Source organism: Butyrivibrio sp. DSM 10294, from assembly GCF_028539135.1.
GTDB lineage: Bacteria > Bacillota > Clostridia > Lachnospirales > Lachnospiraceae > Butyrivibrio.
Map to the genome: position 1 here is coordinate 181,834 of NZ_JANSWL010000087.1, position 20,356 is coordinate 202,189.

The 20,356-nt window shown below is 45.3% G+C and carries 12 protein-coding genes; 5 read left to right on the plus strand and 7 right to left on the minus strand.

Annotation, left to right across the window (positions count from 1 at the left end):
* Nucleotides 1-270: 270 nt before the first annotated feature.
* Together NXH67_RS14730 and NXH67_RS14735 are read right to left on the minus strand one after the other, a co-directional pair.
* Nucleotides 271-3,585, minus strand: a complete 3,315-nt coding sequence (locus NXH67_RS14730; protein WP_272797865.1) for a S8 family peptidase — start codon at nt 3,583-3,585, stop codon at nt 271-273.
* 180 nt (nt 3,586-3,765) lie between these two features.
* Nucleotides 3,766-7,083, minus strand: coding sequence for a S8 family peptidase (locus NXH67_RS14735; protein ID WP_272797866.1), 3,318 nt, complete (start codon nt 7,081-7,083; stop codon nt 3,766-3,768).
* A 376-nt stretch (nt 7,084-7,459) separates the two neighbouring features.
* On the opposite strand from NXH67_RS14735, the gene NXH67_RS14740 reads away from it, so the two are divergent.
* Complete coding sequence (locus NXH67_RS14740) at nt 7,460-8,335, plus strand: helix-turn-helix domain-containing protein (protein ID WP_022777910.1); 876 nt, start codon at nt 7,460-7,462, stop codon at nt 8,333-8,335.
* Here the strand turns inward: NXH67_RS14740 and NXH67_RS14745 are convergent.
* Both NXH67_RS14745 and NXH67_RS14750 read right to left on the minus strand, forming a co-directional pair.
* On the minus strand, nt 8,325-9,413 hold the full coding sequence (locus NXH67_RS14745; protein ID WP_022777911.1) for a peptidylprolyl isomerase: 1,089 nt from the start codon (nt 9,411-9,413) through the stop codon (nt 8,325-8,327). The genes NXH67_RS14740 and NXH67_RS14745 overlap by 11 nt on opposite strands.
* Entirely contained in the window at nt 9,410-10,813 is a 1,404-nt protein-coding gene (locus NXH67_RS14750; protein ID WP_272797867.1) for an NAD(P)/FAD-dependent oxidoreductase, read from the minus strand. The genes NXH67_RS14745 and NXH67_RS14750 overlap by 4 nt, the downstream gene beginning before the upstream one ends.
* Nucleotides 10,814-11,093: 280 nt before the next feature.
* Between NXH67_RS14750 and NXH67_RS14755 the strand changes: the two genes are divergently transcribed.
* From NXH67_RS14755 to NXH67_RS14765, 3 genes are read left to right on the plus strand one after another with little or no spacing between them, the layout of a single operon-like run.
* On the plus strand, nt 11,094-11,411 hold the full coding sequence (locus NXH67_RS14755) for a PadR family transcriptional regulator (RefSeq protein ID WP_272797868.1): 318 nt from the start codon (nt 11,094-11,096) through the stop codon (nt 11,409-11,411).
* Nucleotides 11,404-11,991 (plus strand): DUF1700 domain-containing protein, encoded by a 588-nt coding sequence (locus NXH67_RS14760; protein ID WP_272797869.1) that lies wholly within the window; start codon nt 11,404-11,406, stop codon nt 11,989-11,991. Before NXH67_RS14755 ends, NXH67_RS14760 begins: the two co-directional genes overlap by 8 nt.
* A 2-nt stretch (nt 11,992-11,993) precedes the next feature.
* The gene (locus NXH67_RS14765; protein ID WP_272797870.1) at nt 11,994-12,851 is read left to right on the plus strand and encodes a DUF4097 family beta strand repeat-containing protein; all 858 of its coding nucleotides are present in this window, start codon (nt 11,994-11,996) and stop codon (nt 12,849-12,851) included.
* A 132-nt stretch (nt 12,852-12,983) separates the two neighbouring features.
* On the opposite strand, the gene NXH67_RS14770 is transcribed toward NXH67_RS14765, so the two are convergent.
* On the minus strand, nt 12,984-13,628 hold the full coding sequence (locus NXH67_RS14770; RefSeq protein ID WP_022777913.1) for a L,D-transpeptidase: 645 nt from the start codon (nt 13,626-13,628) through the stop codon (nt 12,984-12,986).
* 591 nt (nt 13,629-14,219) lie between these two features.
* On the minus strand, nt 14,220-16,214 hold the full coding sequence (locus tag NXH67_RS14775) for a 2-isopropylmalate synthase (RefSeq protein ID WP_272797871.1): 1,995 nt from the start codon (nt 16,212-16,214) through the stop codon (nt 14,220-14,222).
* 228 nt (nt 16,215-16,442) lie between these two features.
* On the opposite strand from NXH67_RS14775, the gene NXH67_RS14780 reads away from it, so the two are divergent.
* Complete coding sequence (locus NXH67_RS14780; RefSeq protein WP_272797872.1) at nt 16,443-18,080, plus strand: glycoside hydrolase family 43 protein; 1,638 nt, start codon at nt 16,443-16,445, stop codon at nt 18,078-18,080.
* Between the two features lie 137 nt (nt 18,081-18,217).
* Here NXH67_RS14780 and NXH67_RS14785 read toward each other — a convergent pair whose 3' ends face one another.
* The gene (locus NXH67_RS14785) at nt 18,218-20,236 is read right to left on the minus strand and encodes a methyl-accepting chemotaxis protein (RefSeq protein WP_272797873.1); all 2,019 of its coding nucleotides are present in this window, start codon (nt 20,234-20,236) and stop codon (nt 18,218-18,220) included.
* Nucleotides 20,237-20,356: the final 120 nt, after the last annotated feature.

The window sequence follows — 20,356 nt, forward strand, 5'->3', positions numbered from 1 at the left end:
CTGTTGAAGCCCTTAAGACTTATAAGGGAAATACCAAGGAATTCAATGCTTACGCTTATTACGTGAACAATGTAGATCTTCAAACTGCTATCGGCGCTAACGGCGATGCACTTCTTAAGCATTATAATGATTATGGTAAAAAAGAGGGACGTATAGCGAAATAAGCTAAAATATCCTAAATTTTTCAAACCAAAGAGCGAGGGGCTGCAGCACTATCATTGTAGTGTTGCAGCCCCTCTTAGGTATTATGGAGCAATCAGATAATTACTCTTAGGATTCCGGATCATAAACCGTAATCTTAAGTGTTATTGATTTATTAGTGCCATCCATTGCTCTTATTTTCACAGAAGCAGTGCCAGTTTTATGCGGTACAACCTGCAGAATGCTTTTACTATTCACTGAGGCTGAAATAATTTCGGGATCGCTGCTTGTCACTTCGAACATCGGTATGCCGTTTGACTTAATTACTATAGTTCCTTCTTCTTGTGTGACAGGAATCCTCCAATTTGTCTGGTGTTTTTCAACCACAGCACCATTCTGATCATATCCGTAAGCTTCTATTTTAGTTGTTGCAGGAACGCACATATATTTAGCAGAATCACTGCAGTTTGTTCCGTCTGCCGTGGTAGCTATAGCTTCAAATACCATAAGAGCATTCATTCCGCCAGTGTATGTGCTGTAGGACTTTTTGAAGTTAGCAACACTTCCTACCTTAAGCTTACCGTTTGAGAAGCTGAATATCTTGTCCTTCATAATTGCCTTTGCTGTGCTCTCATCAAATGGCTCCTTGACAGGAACATAATCCTGTTTTTCTTCATCATACGGAGCAAGATATATCTTATAAGACCATTTTACTTTGGAATTCGTGGGTTTTCCGTATACATCACCCGGTATTGCACGTATTGTAACGCTCTTTCCCTGTGCAAGATATCGAGTTTGATCATTCTTGCCAAGAACGGTCATGTGGGATGCAGGTGTAATAACATTAACCTTGATAGTTGCTTTTTTATTAGAACCATCCCGTGCAGTAAAGGTGATCTTGGCTGTTCCGGGTGAAAATGCCTTAATATAATCACGTCCTGTTATTTCATCGTAGTAAACATAGGCCACACTAGAGTTACTGGATGAATAAGAGAAACTACTTCCGGTTACACCCTTACCATCCTTGTCAAGATAGTTCGCACTCACATACAGCTTGCTTTCATCAGTCGGGAATGCCTCACTGTCAATGTTCACATTGTAAAGAGTTGCAGACGTAGCTGAACCTGTCTTTTTATTCTTAACAACCTTGTTAAAATCCTGTTCTCCACTAACTGTGATCACTACAGAATTAACCTTCTGATCAGGTGTGTTAACAGTCAGGCTCTCTGTCCCAAGCTCTCCGGTAGCATATATAGTAATAGAAGAATCCGGATATGTAGCAGGTATAGTTACTTTACCGTTTTTAACAGAAGCTCCGTTTTCTTTTGCTTCAGTATCAAGATCCCAAGTTACTTTCTTATTCTTTACGGCTTTCCCATAAAATACGACTTTATATGTAGCTGAAGTCCCTTTTGGTATCGCACCTTGTCCGGTAATGTAGAAATATGAGCCTACCGTTGTTCCCTCCACTTTTATCTTAACCGTGGAAATCTTACTGATAACTCCCATTCCGCTTACAGTTGCGAATTTCAGCGTAACATCTCTCTGCTTTTCTGATCTTCCCAAATAAGTTGCAAGAGAATACGAATATTTGTGCCAATAGGAATAATTTGCCCAAGAGCCGTTTGATAGTTTTCCGTTTTTGAGAACCGGATCCTTACCGTTTGTTGTAAATACAAACTTTGTATTCTGGTTGAGTTCTTCATCACCACCGAAATTATTTGAATCAAGTGAAATCAAGGTTTCGAGGCTCTGAACTCCCTGAACAGTTAAAGTATCGCCCTTTGCAGTTCCAAGGGAATTTCCCTCTTTATCTGTCACCGTTACTGTAGGCGCATTTACATCGCCGCCCAGCATCTTGGCAAGGTCAACAATTCCTGCGCCAATTTGCTTGGAAGAAGTCTTTGAAGCATGCTTAATCAATGCATCTTTCATATCTGTAGGAGAAACATGACCACCATTGACACTCATATAAAGAGCGCAGGCTCCTGCCACAACAGGAGTTGCCATTGATGTTCCATCCAATGCTTCATAAGCAGAATCGTCCGCAGATATTGCGGAGTATATTTCTTGACCGGGAGCAGCTATATCGCACCAACTTCCATAATTGGAGAAAATTGTTTTTTCACCTAATTGATTAACAGCTCCAACAGCAATCACATCATCATATCCTGCAGGATAGTCAATGGCATTGGCATACTCATTACCCATAGCCGCAAGAATCGTAATCTCTGCTTCTGCAGCTTTTTTACATGCGTCATCGACTACAGCGCTATATCCCATACCGCCAAGACTCATATTGATAATTTCAGCTCTTCGTTCTGGTTGTTTTGTACCGCTCTCATTATAACCCGCCACATATAAAATGGATTTTGCTTCATCTTCTGCTGCGAAAACATAGTCATCCATAGATGGTTCATAATAAGTAGCATTAATGCCAAGAATTTTACATTCCGGAGCAATACCTGCTCCGCCTTTACCGTTATCTAATTTGCCGGCAATAATTGAGGCGACATGTGTGCCATGCTCCAACCTATCGTCATTATGGGCAAAGTGAAGGGACAGGTCACTTGGAATAATAACCTTACCGCTAAGCTCTTCATGGGTATCTCTGACACCGGAATCTATTACAGCCACTATAACATTAGGGTCACCGGTGGATACTGCCCACGCAGAATACGTATTTATCATGTCATGGAACCACTGATATGTAATTCCATCAACATTGTTATTGGCAGGATTAAGCGCAGGATCATCATATCCCCAGTCATTATATATTCTGTCCCAGTCAGCCGGAGCAAATGCGCTTTTTGACTCAAACTCCGTTCCATCCTTATCATTTACAGGATCTGGAATCACATAATAATAATTGGGTTCAACTGCAGGAAGTTCACTCTTACTGATTCCTGCATAATAAGCCTCGGCAACGGTATAATCACTGTCTTCAAGGCTAATCGTAGCAACACCGTAACCAAAATCCTTAAGCTTTCCGTTATATGCTGCTGCAATTGCCTCAGCATTCTCTCTTGAGAATGCCAAAGTGATTACTTCACCTGCTGCATAGTCTTTACCTTCTTTTAAGGTAGAAATGTTTCTCTCGTCTGCATGTGAGATAACATTGTTTTTGAAAGTCATCTGCTCTGCGCTTAGGGCAAAACCACCGGAGCCTGTGCCGATTTCCTCCAGCACTGCCTCTTCTTCCACGCCTTCCTCTTCTGCAAGCTCGGCTTCCTCCAAGGCCTCCTCTTCCAAATCCATATCGAATTCGAAATCGGCCTCTTCGGTCACATCTTCATCTGTGCTAAAATACTCTTCATCATCAGTTTCAAGGAAAATTTCTTCAGAATCTGCAGGGACATCCTGCGCAAGAACCAGGGCCGGCTGGCTAACTACCATGTTAGCTGCAAGTAATGCGGCCATCCACACTTTTGATCTCTTAATCATTAAAAACCTCCTTATTTTTAAGACTGCGAGTTTCAATAATGATAAGCTTTGCACGCTTTTCCATAACTATATGTCACTACGGTTCGAAAGTCACTAAAATTTTCATTAAAAAAAGATGATAGTTTTCGCAACAAAATTGCAGGGCGCCAAATTCAGCGCCCTGCATGGAATAATACGATATTAGTTTACTTTAACCTTTAATTTGGCGGTCTTGCCGGAGCCGTCAAGTGCCTTGACGGTCAAGGTGGCAGAACCCTTCTTATATGCCACGACATACAAAATATGCCCGCCGGTATATCCGGATACAATGGTAGGATTGCTGCTGATTACTTCATAGGCATGGACACCGTCGGAATCTATGGTAAACTCCATGATCTTCTCGGCATCGGCCTCAGATATCTCATATGATGCACCTGCGCTGATCACCAGCCTTGTTCTGGGTGAATCCACGTAGAACTTGTCTGTCGCCTTATAGCCTGTTCCATCCGTGGTCCCCGCTGTTACCACAAAAAGAAGCCCCTTGGTATCAGCTGCGCTGTAAGGTGAATACTGTGCGATAGCATTGGTAAGTACTGCCTGTTTGCCGGCTGTTATCTTGCCCTTGGAGAAGGTGAAGGCCTTGAGCTTAATCAGTGCTGCCGCATCTGCATCGGATACGAAAGTTTCCTTAAGATCGCTGTTATAAAATCCGATTCTGTAGGACCAGTCAACCTTTTTAACAGAAGGCTTACCATAGGTATCTCCGAGATTAGCCTTGACTGTAGCGCTCTTGCCGTAGGCGATATTATGAACCTGATTGCCTGCAATCGACAGAGCCACTCCGGAAGCGGGATTTATAACGGTTACTTTGACGGCTGCTTTCTTTTTGCTGCCATCTCCTGCTGTAAAGGTTACCGTTGAGGTTCCTGCGGATACTCCCTTAGCTACAAATGCGCCTGTATCTGAATCCCTATCTATCCTGACAACGTTCTTGTTACTTGAAGTGCAGGTAAAATAGGAGGTCTTCATATCTATTGCCATTCTGATGCCGGCCTTGGTGTAGACCTCAGGCCTAACCACAAGCTCGGTCTCATCGCCTGCAAAGCCGGTGCCGTCGATGTTTGAGCTAAAGAGCGTCACTTTGGTTACCGAATTAGTCTTGGGATTTCTTTTAACGTCGTTAAACTCACCGGGAGAAGTAACATCTATCTTAACGCTGTCTGCCTTCTCTTTCATCACTGTTATGGACTTGTAACCTACAAGTGTGATATTGTCCTTGCAAACCGCTCTTACTTCAATGCTCTTTGGCTTGAATCCTGCAGGAACGGTGAGTTTGCCGTTTGGTGCAATCACAGCGCCTGCAGCCTCTGCCGCATTATCAAGTTGCCAGTCCACAGGTCTTGCCTTAACTGTTTTGGTATGTGTGTAATTCTCATAAAAAACTGTTTTGAAGGAAGCACTTGTTCCGGGAACAATAGCATCCTGACCTGTTATTTCAATCTGCTGTCTGTTCTGGGCATCAACTATGGATTCATCCACAATTGTAAACTTAACGGTGGTCACCTTACTCATAATACCGGTACCTGAGAGGAATGCAGCCTTGAGAGTAACGGTAAGGGGCTTACTGTAATCATAGAAGAACAGCTTAAGTGCTGTAGTTGCAGGTATTGAAGGCATTGCGTCATGCCACATGTCATAATCAAGAACCTCACCGGTTGTAACAACGCCGTTTTTAACCGCAGGGTTCTGGCCGTTGACGGTATATATGATCTTGGTCTCTTTGTTAAGTTTTTCATCGCCGCCAAGGTAGTCTGAATCGAATTCAACGCGAAGGTCCGGGTCGAGGGTTCCTTTTGCAGTAACGGAGTTGCCGGAAGCTTTGGCCACTATCTCTTTTGACCCCTTAACATATTTGGAAAGAGTTACTGTGGGTGGTGTCACATTTGCGCCGAACATTTTGGCCAGATCCACCATTCCTGCACCCAATCCCTTGGCAGAGATCTTACTTGCTGAAGTTTTAAGAACCTTCTCCATGGTATCAGGATCCTGATGTCCGTATACACTCATGTAGAGAGCGCAGGCTCCGGAAACCACAGGCACTGCCATGGCAGTTTCTGACATTGTCTTATAAGAGTTCTTGGAAGAACTGTCGGTTGATGTAATATTCTGTCCCGGTGCTGCTATATCACAGGATGCACCATAGGAAGAAAAATAAGCTCTCTCTCCGCCCTCATTCGTTGCTCCTACAGCGATAACTCCGTCATAACATGCAGGATAGCGGCAGTCATTGGATGCTGAATCTCCCATGGAAGCCACTATGGTAACACCTGCGTCATGGGCTTTTTTAACAGCCTGCTCCACAAAGGGATCATAATAAGAAGAAGCGAAGCTTATATTGATAATATTCGCTCTTTTCTTTGGAGAAACCTCACTTTTATCGGTTCCTGCCACATAATTGATGGCAGTTATAAGGTCACTGTCCTTGATGACATAATCTTTGCTCTGCTCATCATAAGATGAAGCATTGATCGCCATAACACTTACACCGGGAGCAACACCCGCTCCTCCTGCTTTGTTACCTGCGTTGGCGGCGATGATTCCTGCAACGGCTGTTCCTCGACCAACCTTGTCTGTGCCGTTGTCCAGATTGATCTTAAAATCCACAGGAAGAATGAGCCTGCCGCTAAGGTCCTCATGAGTCGCAAGTATTCCGGTATCAATTACCGCTACTGTTATATCAGGATTACCTGTGGTAAGACCCCAGGCTGAATAGGAATGGATGGCATCATGGAACCACTGATATTTGTCATAAGCTGAATTGGGATTGAGATACGGATCGTTATATCCGAATTCATAATAGCTTCTGTCCCAGCCATTGCCGTAATATTCGGTAAAATCAGCACTTTCACCGTAGACGTCTGCTATGGGCTGCTCCAAAGCAGTGATGTAGTTGGGAACTACAGCAGGAAGATCACTGTTTGCATCCATGCCAAGCTCATAGGCTGTGGCAACGCTTAAGTCAGAGCCTGCAAGACTGATGGTGGCAACACCGCCCATAAAGCTCTCCAGTTCTCCCCCGTAAGCCTTCGCTATGAGCTGTGCCTGCTCCAATGAATCTGCAAGAGTAATAACTTCGTCTGATACATAATCTTTGCCCTCATCAAGAGACTCCACGTTAAGCTGCACTGCGTGCTCTCTAAGTCTACCCTTGATGGACTTCTGCGCGGATGTGAGGGTCATACCTGCATCCGAAACCTCTTCCGACATTTCCTCAGGCACTACCTCGGCCTGAACCTCTTCTTCGTAAGTCTCCTCAATCTCCGCTGCATCCTCGCTTTCAACCTCGATATCTTCCGGGATTTCTTCGGATATTTCCGCCTCTTCCTCAAGGATGTCATCTTCTAATAAAACTTCTTCTGAATCTGCAGGGAAATCCTGCGCAAGAACTGCCACTGAACTGTTCCCCAACATGTTGACAGTAAGACAAGCAGCAACAAATACTTTTGACTTCTTATACATTACTTCCTCCGATTTTTTTCATTTCTCCCCATAAAAAAATCGCATTGAACCTGCGATCTGAAAAAAACAATTACAAAAAAGTTAACATTTTGCGATGGAGAATACAATAAAATCCTGCGATGTTTCACAGGAAATTCACATATCAAAATTGTTGTTGACCGGTTACTAATTCTTGCCCTCCGCAAAAGCCGAATTCATGTAGCATTTCACTAATTTTTTCGTTATCTTTAAAATAGTTTAGGAACATCTAACAAAACTCATCCTATTTTCTAAAAAAAGTATAAAATATATTGCTTTTTTCTCTTGATTTTTTGCTGAAAAAAAGCAACAATTAACACGGGGAAAGGTATGAAAAGTATTATGGGAGGAACTGAATATGATAGAGACTTTGAATGGCTTTATTGAGACCGTCAATTGCAAGACCAGTACTACCCTTAAGCTCTATGACAACAACGAGTACGAAGACTATCCGTCTCACTGGCACTCTGCCATTGAGATCATTATGCCTTTGGAAAATTACTATACACTGAATTTCAACAACAAGCTCGTAAGACTCAGAGAATATGACATCGTTCTGATCTGTCCGGGCTGCATTCATGCGATCATTGCTCCCGAAACCGGTCGCAGAATCATCTTCCAGCCCAACACTTCCCATCTTCGATTTATGACTGAGATTGAGGATCTTATGTCCGCAATCTATCCTTATATTGTCATCACACCGGAGGATTACCCTGAAATTCACGGCAAAGTAAGGGATCTTCTTCTTTCCATCAAAAAAGAATATCTCCACAGCACCACCTGCTCGGAGATCAATATCTACTGCATGCTCCTGGAGATGCTGGTACTTATTGGCAGGAACAAGGCAGAAACCGCTGCCAGATCCGTTGATGAGAAGCTCCGCAGTCAGGATGAGATCGCAGTCAAGCTCACGGAGATCTGCGATTATATCAACACGCACTGCTGTGATGATCTCAAGCTGGATGAGCTTGCAAGTCTCAGCGGCTTTAGCAAGTTCTATTTCGAGAGACTCTTCAAGCGCTTCACCGGTATGAGCTTCTATAAATATGTTAATCAAAAGAGGATTGCCAAGGCTCAGGAACTGCTTGTTGAGCCAAGAAGCAGCGTCACCGATGTGGCGGTCAGCTGCGGATATTCGTCGATATCATCCTTCATCCGCATGTTCAAACTCCATAAGGGCTGTACCCCCACGGAGTTCAAAAACATGTACTGGAAAGGTGATGTTAAGAATTAAAATACTTTTTGTAGACTGTAAGGAAATCAGAAGTTGTGACATTCTCGTCAGAAACCAGTTTGACCGAATTCCATAGCGGTTCGTTCAGTTCCTTGGTGAGAGTTGCGACAAAGGCGTCATATTGCTGACCGAAGACTTCTCTTTTCCTCTTGGCAACAATCTTAACTTTATTTGCTTCTGTTTCTTCACGGTTAAACGTACTAATACATTTAATCAGACAATAGCCTTCACTGGTTTCGATGATGTCACTGACTTCTTCCGTTCCCAGATTGAAGGCTGTTTCTTCGTATATCGATTCCATTTCGCCCTTACCAAAAGAAAGGACAGAATCGTCAGCTTCATTATAGGTTGCGGATACCTCTTCAAAACTTGTTTCGCCGTCCCTGAGGGCTGCAGCTGCTTCCCTTATCTTAAGGTAGGCATTCTTTTTGTCAGACTCGGAAAGAGGGATTTTCTCTCCCTCGCCGTCAAGCTCGTAGGTCCTTATCAGTATCTGCTCCACTGTGATGGTTCTTGCTTCGTCGTCGCTGATCTCAGGATTGATATCCCTAATGATATATTCATAGAGCTTGTCCGCAATGGCCTGCTCCCTCATTATCTGAAGGATATCATCCATAGTAACGCCCTTCATGGCTTCTATATCCGCAGGTGACAGAGAGGAATAATACTCCTCAGCAGCGGCGAGGGCCTTGCTCTCCTCTTCCTCGTCCAGTTCTATGCCGTTGTCCTTGGCAAGAAGATTCATTGCCTTGATCTGGGCAAGCTTGGCAAGAACCGACTCCTTGAGCCTCTCCTCCACGCTGCCGCTGTCGGTCTCTTTTTTCCAGATATCGCTGCCAAAGGAATTCTCATAACCAACCTGTGTATTAACAAGATAGACGAAGGCCTCCTGAATACTGCAGACACTGTCCTCTATTCTGAACACCTCATCGTCTGAAAATCCCGTGGTAAAGACGATCTTACGCTCCGGAGCAGCACATCCCGCAAGAGATGAAGACGCAAGAACGAAGGCTCCCACCAGGGCAAGAGCCTTCCTTGTGATCATGTTTGTTTTGGAGTTATCACGCCTTTTACTCATGCTTCCAATGTCTTAATGATGCTGCGGGCAACGGACAGTCCGTTGGCGCTGGCCTGCTGAAGTCCTCTGGTTACACCTGCTCCGTCGCCGATGGCGCGAAGTCCCTTGATACTGGTCTCAAAATCCTTGTTGACGATAACCTTATTGGAATAGAACTTAACTTCAACACCATAGAGAAGTGTCTCGTCAGAAGCAATTCCCGGTGTTACCTTGTCAAGAGCCTGGATCATCTCATCCAGATCCACCATGATTCTGTGAGGGAAAACAAGGGACAGATCGCCCGGCACCGCATCCTTAAGGGTGGGAATCAGGTTGTTCCTGCACAGTCTCTCCTCTGTGGTCCTTCTGCCTCTTCTGAAATCACCGTAGGTCTGAACCAGGATCTTGCCGCCGCAGAGCATGTTGGAGAGCTCAGCGATCTTCTTGCCGTATTCAATAGGTGTCTTGAAGGGCTTGGTGAAGTTCTTGGATACCAGAAGGGCAAAATTGGTGTTGTTGGTCTTAAACTCTTTTCCCTTATAAGCATGTCCGTTAACAACTGCAAGTCCGCCCTCGTAGTACTCAGTCGCAACCTCTCCGGAAGGATTGGTACAGAAGGTTCTTACCTTATCATCGAAGGTTGGTGTGTGATAAATGAGCTTGGCCTCATAGAGATTCTCATTAAGGAACTGCATAACCTCATCTCTAACCTCAACTCTGACACCAACGTCAACTGTTCCGGGCTTGGTCTCAATGCCGATCTCTTCGCATTTATCCTTAAACCAGTCGGCGCCTTCACGTCCAACGGCGCTGACGATCTCTTTTGCTCTGTATTCCTCGCCCTTGTCGGTCTTAACGCCGACAGCGGTTCCATCTTCCACAATGATATCTGTCACCATGGTATTAAATTCTATCTCAACGCCCTTGGACAGAACGTGCTCCTGGAGCTTACTGTAGATCTTGTAGCCCTCTTCGGTACCAAGGTGTCTGATGGGGCACTCAACGAGCTTAAGGTTGGCGTTGATGGCCTTCCTTCTGATCTCGCGAATCTCATTCTCCTTGTCCACACCGTATACGCTCTTGTCCGCTCCGAACTTAAGATAAATCTCGTCGGACTCATGAATCAGCTCAGTAGCCTTGTCATATCCCAGAATCTCGGGAAGATTGCCTCCCACATCCGGTGAAAGAGACAGCTTACCGTCTGAAAAAGCTCCCGCGCCTGCAAAGCCCGTTGTGATTGAGCAGGGCTGGCAGCCTGCGCAGGTCTTGGTTACACGCTTGGGGCAGTTTCTCTTTTCGATGGAACGTCCCTTTTCTATCATAAGGACCTTGAGATCAGGTCTCTTCTCCATAAGTTCATATGCGCAGAAAATGCCGCCGGGGCCTGCGCCGATAATGATGACATCTACGTTTTTTGCCATAAATAACCTCCTATATAACACAAAATCATAGCAGCATATTATATCATGAAATGAGCTCGATTCCAACCTATAGGTGCCTGTCACTTCATCCTCCTAAAGTGCCTGTCACTTCAACACCCTAAAGTATCCTTTTGGACACTTTAGGGTGTTGAAGTGACAGGCACTTTAGGGGGATGAAGTGACAGGCACCTATAACAATCGACCGATAAAAAATTTACATAATACCTCTTGACGCATAATACTATGCGTCATATAGTATTGTGTAACAGGAGGTATTGAGATGGAGAACCAAATGAAAAGAGGACTCCTTGAGGTCTGCGTCCTTGCAGCCATCAAGAGTGAAGACTCCTACGGTTACCAGATCATAAAGGATATGAGTTCTTATGTGGAAATATCAGAGTCCACCCTCTACCCCATTCTAAGGCGCCTTGAGAATCAGATGCTGCTCACCGTCCGGACCGCTGAGCACAACGGAAGGCTCCGTAAGTACTACCACATCACGGAAGCCGGACTGGCAAGGCTGGCCGCCTTCGAAGAAGAATGGCGAGAACTCAAGCAGATTTATGAATTTGTAACAAGGGAGGTTAAAAATGACTAAACAGGAATTTTTATTTCAGTTAACAGACAGCCTTTCAGGGCTCCATGAAGACGATATCAAAAAATCCTTGGATTATTACACAGAGATGATAGATGACCGAATCGAAGATGGTATGGCCGAGGAGGATGCGGTTGCCGCTGTCGGTACTATTGAGGAGATCCGCTCCAAGATTCTGGAGGATGTTCCGATGGCCAGAATCGTAAAAGAGAAGATCACCCCCAAGAGAGATTTCAAGGCGGGAGAAATTGTACTCCTGGTGCTGGGAGCTCCGATATGGCTTCCGCTCCTTTTGGCCTTCATAATCGTTGGCCTTGCTCTTTACCTGGTTTTCTGGGTAATCATCATGTCACTTTATGTGGTAGATCTCTCAGTATTTGTATCAGGTTTTGCGGCAATCGCAGGTGCATTTTTTGCAAGTAACGGGTTTATGGCCGCTATGTTCTTTATTGGAGCAGGACTGTTTCTTCTTGGATTGTCAGTATTGTTGTTCTTTGGCTTTAATCAGGTATCCAAAGGTATGCTTTTCTTAAGTAAGCACATTGGACTTGGTATCAAAAAAGCCTTTGTAGGAGGTAGATGAATATGAGAACTGAAAAGAAAGTTGCTATTATCATTGCCGCAGCTCTTATGGCTCTTGGAACAGGCATGATGACTGTATCCGCAGCCAGTGCCAGAACCAATTTCACAGAGCTTATCAGAACCGATGAATATGAGGTAAAGACCTACGATATCACTGAGGATTTTGAGAATATTGAGATCGGTGTCGGCATGAATGACATTATTTTCCAAAAATCCGCAAACAAAAAAGCCTATTTTACCTGCGCTGAAACAGACAAGATCAGCTATAGCGTAGATGTTAAGAACGATACCTTGGTAATAAAAGAGAAAAAGAACAAGACCATCATTGATCTTGCGAGTTTTAACAACTGTCCTTCTAACATTCTGTATCTTCCCAAGGACACTTATGAAAAGGTTACAGGAACACTTGGAAGCGGTGACATCACCATTGATGAAGCCTTCAACTTCGACGAACTGTCACTCAAGATTGGCAGCGGTGATATCATAGTTAATAATGCACAGTGCAAAAACAAATTTGAAATCACCACCTCCAGCGGCAGGATAACTGTTGCTGATGTAACTTCCGGCGGCTCCTTTGAAGCAAAAACCGGAAGCGGACGCATCGAACTTACAAACTGCGTTGGTGAGACAGTAGAACTTAAGACCGGCTCAGGCAGGATCAGCCTTGATAACTGCGACGGTCAGTCCCTTAGCATGAGCTCCGGAAGCGGTTCTATCCGCGGAACTCTCCGTACCGGCAAGGTCTTCACAGCCAAAGCCGGATCAGGTGATGTTTCTGTTCCCGCCAGCACTGAGGGAAATGGTACCTGCACCATCAAGACCGGCTCAGGCGATATTGAAATAACTGTCCGCGGCGATTAATTAATAGGTGCCTGTCACTTCATCAAACGAAAGTGCCTGTCACTTCAATATGCTAAAGTGTCTCAAAGGATACTTTAGCATATTGAAGTGACAGGCACTTTCGTTTGATGAAGTAACAGGCACTTTTATTTATCAATGTACTTTTACTACAGTTCCGATCTGGGCCAACTCAAAGAACTGGGCCGCTATTTCCGGCGGCAGATTCACACAGCCATGGGATCCTGCAGTCTTGTATATCTCACCTCCGAATTTGCTACGCCAGTTGGCATCGTGAAGTCCGCAGCCGCCCTTGGTAAAAGGCATCCAATACTCTACCCAGCTGTGCCATGTGGGCCCTGTAAGCCACTTCCCTCGAACATGCCCATACACAGCATATATTCCTGTAGGCGTACCACGATTCTGCGATAGATCTCCAGTCACACAGGGAGTCGACAAGATAGGCACTCCATCCTGAACAAAGGTCACCGTCTGATTCTCTATGTCCACGTCAACATAGGTATTAAGCGGTGTTCCGGCCTTTTCTTCCTCTTCATTCTGAAATCTTCCTTCATAGATTCCAAAATTGATATAGTGATTTACCAGTGCCGAAGTACTACTTCCCACCGCATTCACTACATCCGGATACTTCCTGGCATAATACTCCGGATCAAAGCCACTAGCACGGCTTGTGATTGATACAGAGAGCATCATAAAAAAGCCCACAGCTACAGCCATAACAGCCTTAACCGCTTTTGCTCTATCATATTTTTTTACACGCTTTAATGTATGTTTTTTCATACATTAATTATACTTCTTACCGTTCTCCCCATTTCTAAAAAAAGCCTTAAAACATCCGAAACTCCCACTTCACAATCCAGCTCTCAGAACTGCATCCCTCCAAATGTTCACACCCCAACTATCGCAATCCCCCCTCTCCTGCGTATCCTTATAATTTCACTTACAAACTCCAATTAGATTGCCCACGGAGTACAAAACCGACTCTCTCCTCCCCCCTGATTGCAGCCCCTTAATGTCCCCTGTACATGTACCTTTAAGTAGTACCAGATCATGTTGCCAACACGCAGCCGTCCCTCCCCGGAGCCTTCTTTCGGGCCAGAATAACAGAAATGTGAGCCTGTGAGGGAGCGTCAGAATTTGTGAGCATTGCAGAAAGACCCTGCCAGGTCTGTTCGCAGCTCAATGTCTGACGTCCGGCCATGTCCCTTACGGGAAGCCATGTCACTATAATCCGGACGGAGTTTTGAGTTGCAGACCCGGCAGGGTCTTTATGGAATGCCACAAATTCAAGCGAAAGAGCGGCGAATATTTCTGTTATTCTGGCCCGAAGAAGGCTCCGGGGAGGGACGGCGTCCGGGTTGGAACACCCAATCACCTGGTGCTGCTGCGGTACTGTACAGGAGTCATCCCATATTTTTTCTTGAAGAGGCGGTTGAAGTGCTCCACATTCTGATAGCCGGCAGCCTCCGCCACCTTCTCCACCTTCATATTTCCATTCCTCAGCAGCGTACTAGCCTTATTAAGCCTGATCCTCTTCACATTCTCCCCAAACGTCATTCCCGACTTCTCCTTAATATACTTGGAAAGATACGGCTTGGAAAGATAGAACTGGCTTGACAGATCATCCAGCGTTACCGTCAGGTAATTCTCCTGGATATAGTTGATGATGGAGTTGATCCTCTCATCCTTGCCGCCGGCGCTCTCTTTTACATCATCTATCTGGTTAACGGCGATAACAAGCGCATTGATGGAGGACTTGATGATATCCTCGTCGATACCAACGCCCCAGAACTTCTTGCCATTAAAGGTGATACCAACATAGGTGCAGGCCTTGGAGGACGAACCTCTTGAAAGGGCGTGCTCCTCATATACAGAGAGCTCGTAGCTGACATTGAAGTACTGCTTGATGGCGTTACTTACAGCGTCGAGGCGACCGTTACCGTTGGCCTCAATCTTGTGCTCCTTGTCCGCATGGGCAATGGTTACTTCTGCAAGAATACCGTCAATCTGCTTGAAATGACATGCAGGAATCCTGAATATATTGTCGTTGTGAACGTACTTGTCCTCGAAGATCTGATAGATTCTTGCAGGTGACAGCTCTGCATGCTCTCTGTCGGAGATATCCTTGATGGTATAGGATACATCTGCCTGCATTTCCTTGGGAACCATCATGCCATAGTTGGTCTTGAGGATGTAGCTTACGCCGCCCTTGCCGGACTGGCTGTTGATTCTGATAACGTCTCCATCGTACTCTCTGCCAAGGTCCTTGGGATCGATGGGAAGATAAGGAACGGACCAGATGCCCTTGTCCTTCTTCTGATCATGCCAGGCAAAGCCCTTGGAGATAGCATCCTGATGAGATCCTGAAAATGCGGTAAATACCAGCTGGCCTGCATAGGGCTGTCTCTCATAGATACGCATTCTGGTAAGTCTCTCGTAGGTCTCTCCCACCTCTGTGATATGCGAGAAATCAAGTCCCGGATCAACTCCGTGGGAGTACATGTTAACAGCAAGGGTAACAATATCAACGTTACCTGTTCTCTCACCGTTTCCAAAAAGTGTTCCCTCAATTCTGTCAGCACCTGCAAGACAGCCAAGCTCAGCGTCTGATACGCCCGTGCCTCTGTCGTTGTGAGGATGCAGAGAAAGAGTTACGGCCTCGCGGTACTTAAGATTCTTGCTGATATATTCAACCTGAGTTGCAAAAACGTGAGGCATAGCAATCTCAACTGTTGTAGGAATATTGATGACAACCTTGTTGTCCTTGGTAGGCTTCCACACATCAAGAACCGCATTGCAGACTTCCACAGCATAGTCCACCTCGGTTCCCGGGAAACTCTCCGGGGAATATTCAAAGGAGAAGTTGCCATTTGTCTCTTTTGCCAGCTTATCAAGGAGCTTGGCACCGTCAACAGCGATCTTCTTAACCTCTTCCTTGCTCTTTTTGAACACCTGCTCACGCTGAGCTACAGAAGTTGAATTGTACAGATGAATGATGGCCTTAGGAGCTCCCTTGACAGCCTCAAAGGTTCTCTTGATGATGTGCTCTCTGGCCTGGGTAAGAACCTGAACCGTAACGTCATCGGGAATCATGTTCTTCTCTATAAGAGTTCTGGCAAATTCAAACTCCGTCTCTGAAGCTGCGGGGAAGCCAATCTCAATCTCCTTGAAACCAAGCTTAACCAGCATTGTAAAAAACTCCAGCTTCTCATCAAGGCTCATGGGCTCGATAAGGGCCTGGTTGCCGTCACGAAGGTCAACACTGCACCAGATGGGCGGATGGTCGATGTAGTCTTTTTTAACCCAATCGTAGGTAGACTTAGGTGGCATAAAATACTGACGCTGGTACTTCTTGTAATTTTCCATAATGCTGCTCCCCTTTGTTTTCTTGATTTTTTTTAAACTGCAATATTAATATCGGTCGATTTTATTGACAAATTTATAGATAGAAATGTTAAATTTGCTCTTTTTTGTTGATAATAATTATGTTACCACATTTTTATGCAATTACATCATGGTAATATTAATCATTTTGATTGATATTTTTTATTATAGCAATATCTACGTAGAACGCAGCCAAATCCCGACTATATAATGAATAAAAACCTTAATCACAGCAAATACGGAGATATCACAATGGCCAATCATCCTACCATCAACCCGCTTACAAGAATGGACTACCCTGATCCTGACGTTATCCGCGTGGGCGACACCTACTATCTCGTCAGCACTACAATGTACTTTTTTCCGGGCTGCGAGATCTTAAGATCCCACGACCTGGTGAATTGGGAGCACTGCGCCTATGTATATGACAGACTTGACTCCACCGATGCCCAGAGGCTTGCAGGGAAAGAAAATGCCTACGGCCAGGGAATGTGGGCAGCCAGCCTTCGCTATCATAACGGCAGATTCTACGTGGTATTTGTCGCCAACGACACCCACAAGACCTATCTGTATACCGCAGACTCTGTGACCGGTCCCTGGAAAAAGAGCGAGATCAAGGGCTTTTATCACGACAATTCCCTATTATTTGATGACGACGGCAGAGTCTATATTGTCTACGGCAACAGAGAAATCTATCTGACCGAGCTGGATGAGAACCTGACAGGCCCCAAGGAGGGCGGCCTCCATAGGCTTGTGGTAAAGGATATTGACGAGAACTACCTTGGCTACGAGGGTTCTCACATTTACAAGATAAACGGCAAATACTATATTTTCTTCATTCATATATTGAAGTCCACCGGAAGACGCACCGAGAGCTGTTTTGTGGCCGACTCCTTAGAAGGTGAATTTGTGGGAAAAGATGTTTTTGACGACGACAATGGCTATCACAACAGCGGCATTGCTCAGGGCGGCATCGTAGATACGCCCTCAGGAAAATGGTACTCCATCCTCTTTCAGGACAGCGGCGCGGTGGGAAGGATTCCCTATCTTATTCCCGTGGAATTCAGAGACGTTTTCCCTGTATACGGCGTTTCTGAAACCTCCAAAAACACTGTTTCCACCATTGGTGCATACCTGCCTGAAGACTTCGAGATTGAAGACCTTAAGCCGGGCTATAGCTATGCTCCTCTCTATGGCTCCGATGACTTCAAGGAGTCAGAGAACAAAGCTTCCTTTGGCTTTAAGAGCTTCTGGCAGTTTAACCACGAGCCTGAGCTTAGCCTGGTAGAGCATGATACTGAAGAGGGCTTTTTGAAGATCACAACCGGCAAGATCTCCTCCAATCTGGTACAGGCCCGGAACACCCTGAGCCAGCGCACCCTTATGCCCTGCTGCTCCGGTAAAGTCATCCTCGACGGTTCCTCATTAAATGACGGCGACTACGCAGGACTTAGCCTTCTTCAGAGCTCCTACGGCTTCATTGGCCTCAAAAAAGAATCCGGCAGGCTCTATATAGTTATGTGTTCAAGAGAAATAAATGTCCCAGGAATCTGGGGTGAAAGAAAAGACGATGAGGCTCCCAATGAACTGGCCTCAATTGCCCTTGATGAAGTATCTCCCGGTGCTTCCTCTATTCGTTTAAGAGCAGACGTTGATTTCACTGACATGAAAGACACAGTTCGCTTCAGCTACGCAGCGGTCGGATCAGATACCTTCACAGCTCTTGGCCCCGAGAAAAAACTGTATTTCAAGCTGGATCACTTCACCGGTGCGCGATTTGGACTGTTTGCATATAGCACCAAGACCTTTGGCGGAGCAGCGAAGTTTATGAACTTCCAATATAATTAAGATGACACGGGGACGGTTTTTATACCAATGGGGACGGTTCTGTTTGGTACAGTTTTGCGCGCAAAACTATACCAAACAGAACCGTCCCCATTGGTATAAAAACGCCCCCTTGTTATCTCCTATATCATTCAAAAAGTTTATTTGAAAAATGCCATCTCTTCATTGAGCTGAGTAGCAATACTCTTCAAATTATCAGCAGATGAAGCAAGCGTTGTAACCGTCGCAGACAGCTCTTCCATGGAAGCTCCTGTCTCTTCTGAGGATGCGGCATTCTCTTCACTTATAGCAGACAGTGAATCCATAGCATCCGCAACCACATTCTTGGCACTTACGCAGGTATTGGCATCGACTTCGATACTCTTTACACTCTCAACAGTAGCAGCTATATCCTGGATCATAGCATTTACGCTCTGAACTGTAGCACCAAGAACCTCCGACTGTTCATGGTTCTCGCGCTCAACTTCGGAAGCCATGGTAACTGCTGCCTGAGACTCTTCAAGAAGAACATCCATCTCTTTTCTGATCTCATCAGCCATATTTCTTGAATCATCCGCAAGCTTACCGATCTCTTCAGCAACAACGGAGAAACCTCTTCCTGCTTCGCCGGCTCTTGCTGCCTCGATTGATGCATTAAGGGACAGAAGGTTGGTCTGGGTTGCGATGGAGGCAATTCCCTCAACCTTTTCATTGATACTTTCAACGGCTTTGCTGGTGGCACTGATCTTCTCAGCGATACCTGCGATACTGCTGCTCATACTCTGGCTGCTCTGCTGCAGGTCAGCAAGACTCTGGGCTGATTCTGTGCTGACATTCTGCATTCTGTCTGCCAGATTGGACAGGTCATCGGTACTATGCTGAACATGCCCCGTTGCCTCTCCGATATTTCCAACGCTCTCGGATACGCTCTGGATCTCGTCAGCCTGCTGGGTAGCACCTGATGCAATCTCCTGCACCGCATTGGATACATCATCCGCGGTCTGAGATATCTGATTGGCAGTATCCGCCAACTCTTCAGAGGATTCATTCACCGCAACGGTGGAATCCTTAATACTCTGTACGATTGAAGCAAGCTTATCTATAACAGTGTTTGTATTATTTATAATATCGCCAAATTCGTCTTTTCTTGAGGTAAACTTTGTAATGTGCTCAAAGCGGCCATCTGCAAGCTTGGTGACAGATTCATTGACCTCTTTGAGAGGCTGTGTAAAGGATCTTGACATTACCAGCGAAATAATAACAGCAATAATCAGCATGATAACGCCCATAATTATAATAAAGATCGCTGCGGTGATCGATTCCTTCATAACAACGTTGTAATCGGAAACCATAACAACTACCCAACCGGTCTCCTCGTTTCTCTCAAAGGACATCAAAAGCTTGCTGCCACCGGATTTGCCTAAATAGCTTCCTCTCTCAGCGGATTGGGAATCCTTATACGCCTGGAGATTACTCATATCCTCAAGGTTATTGGCATCGATGGATCTCTCGTTATGTCCGATCATATGGCCTTGTCTGTCCAGGATCATAGCCTCTTCTTTGTTAGCTGCATTAACGGACTCCGCCAACAGCTCATTGAGAGTTACCAGCTTATAGCTTCTCTGGATTGTTCCGATTATGGCGCCACTCTCATTGTAAATGGGCATGATAGGGAAAATAGTAGCAGATCCGTCCGATTTGGACGCAATAACATCAGAGATGTACTCTTTTCCTGAAAGAGCTGTCTGGTAATAGTCTCTATCCCAGATGTTCTGCAGATTACCGGAGGAACGAACAATCTGTTCGCCATCGGTTCCGGTAACAACTATGGAGTTACCGCCGCCAAGGGACTCTTCAATTCCGGCAAGCCATGCCACCATAGCTTCTTCATCCCTCTCCTCGGGAGGAGCCTCTATGTAGTTACGTATTTCGGGACTGGAAGCAACGGTCCTTAGGGCCTCCATCATCCTCTCCACTTCTTCCATGAAGGTCTTCTCAACTACCGCTGCCTTCTGGGCATTGATGGATTTAGCATCATTAAGGGACTTATTCATGCTGTTCAGATAGTTAACGGTAATGGAAATTGCCAAAGGCACAATACAGATTAAGAGCATCACAGAAATAAGCTTGGTGCTCACACTTTGCAGTGAAAAACCTTTTCCCGACGAATTTTTGGCCATAACATACCTCCTGCGATAATTAGTGAATCGAGTAGGCTGACTCCTACTCGATTTCGCACACGAACATTCCGCATTTCATGCTCCATGTTCTTACGACCGGCAAATGAATTTGTATGCAAG

Excerpts from the sequence above, each read along its gene's own strand:
- NXH67_RS14765 (WP_272797870.1), top strand. The coding sequence starts at position 11,994 with ATGAGAACTGAAAAGAAAGTTGCTATTATCATTGCCGCAGCTCTTATG.
- NXH67_RS14770 (WP_022777913.1), bottom strand. The coding sequence starts at position 13,628 with ATGAAAAAACATACATTAAAGCGTGTAAAAAAATATGATAGAGCAAAA.
- NXH67_RS14785 (WP_272797873.1), bottom strand. The coding sequence starts at position 20,236 with ATGGCCAAAAATTCGTCGGGAAAAGGTTTTTCACTGCAAAGTGTGAGC.
- NXH67_RS14730 (WP_272797865.1), bottom strand. The coding sequence starts at position 3,585 with ATGATTAAGAGATCAAAAGTGTGGATGGCCGCATTACTTGCAGCTAAC.
- NXH67_RS14740 (WP_022777910.1), top strand. The coding sequence starts at position 7,460 with ATGATAGAGACTTTGAATGGCTTTATTGAGACCGTCAATTGCAAGACC.
- NXH67_RS14760 (WP_272797869.1), top strand. The coding sequence starts at position 11,404 with ATGACTAAACAGGAATTTTTATTTCAGTTAACAGACAGCCTTTCAGGG.
- NXH67_RS14755 (WP_272797868.1), top strand. The coding sequence starts at position 11,094 with ATGGAGAACCAAATGAAAAGAGGACTCCTTGAGGTCTGCGTCCTTGCA.
- NXH67_RS14745 (WP_022777911.1), bottom strand. The coding sequence starts at position 9,413 with ATGAGTAAAAGGCGTGATAACTCCAAAACAAACATGATCACAAGGAAG.
- NXH67_RS14780 (WP_272797872.1), top strand. The coding sequence starts at position 16,443 with ATGAATAAAAACCTTAATCACAGCAAATACGGAGATATCACAATGGCC.
- NXH67_RS14775 (WP_272797871.1), bottom strand. The coding sequence starts at position 16,214 with ATGGAAAATTACAAGAAGTACCAGCGTCAGTATTTTATGCCACCTAAG.
- NXH67_RS14750 (WP_272797867.1), bottom strand. The coding sequence starts at position 10,813 with ATGGCAAAAAACGTAGATGTCATCATTATCGGCGCAGGCCCCGGCGGC.
- NXH67_RS14735 (WP_272797866.1), bottom strand. The coding sequence starts at position 7,083 with ATGTATAAGAAGTCAAAAGTATTTGTTGCTGCTTGTCTTACTGTCAAC.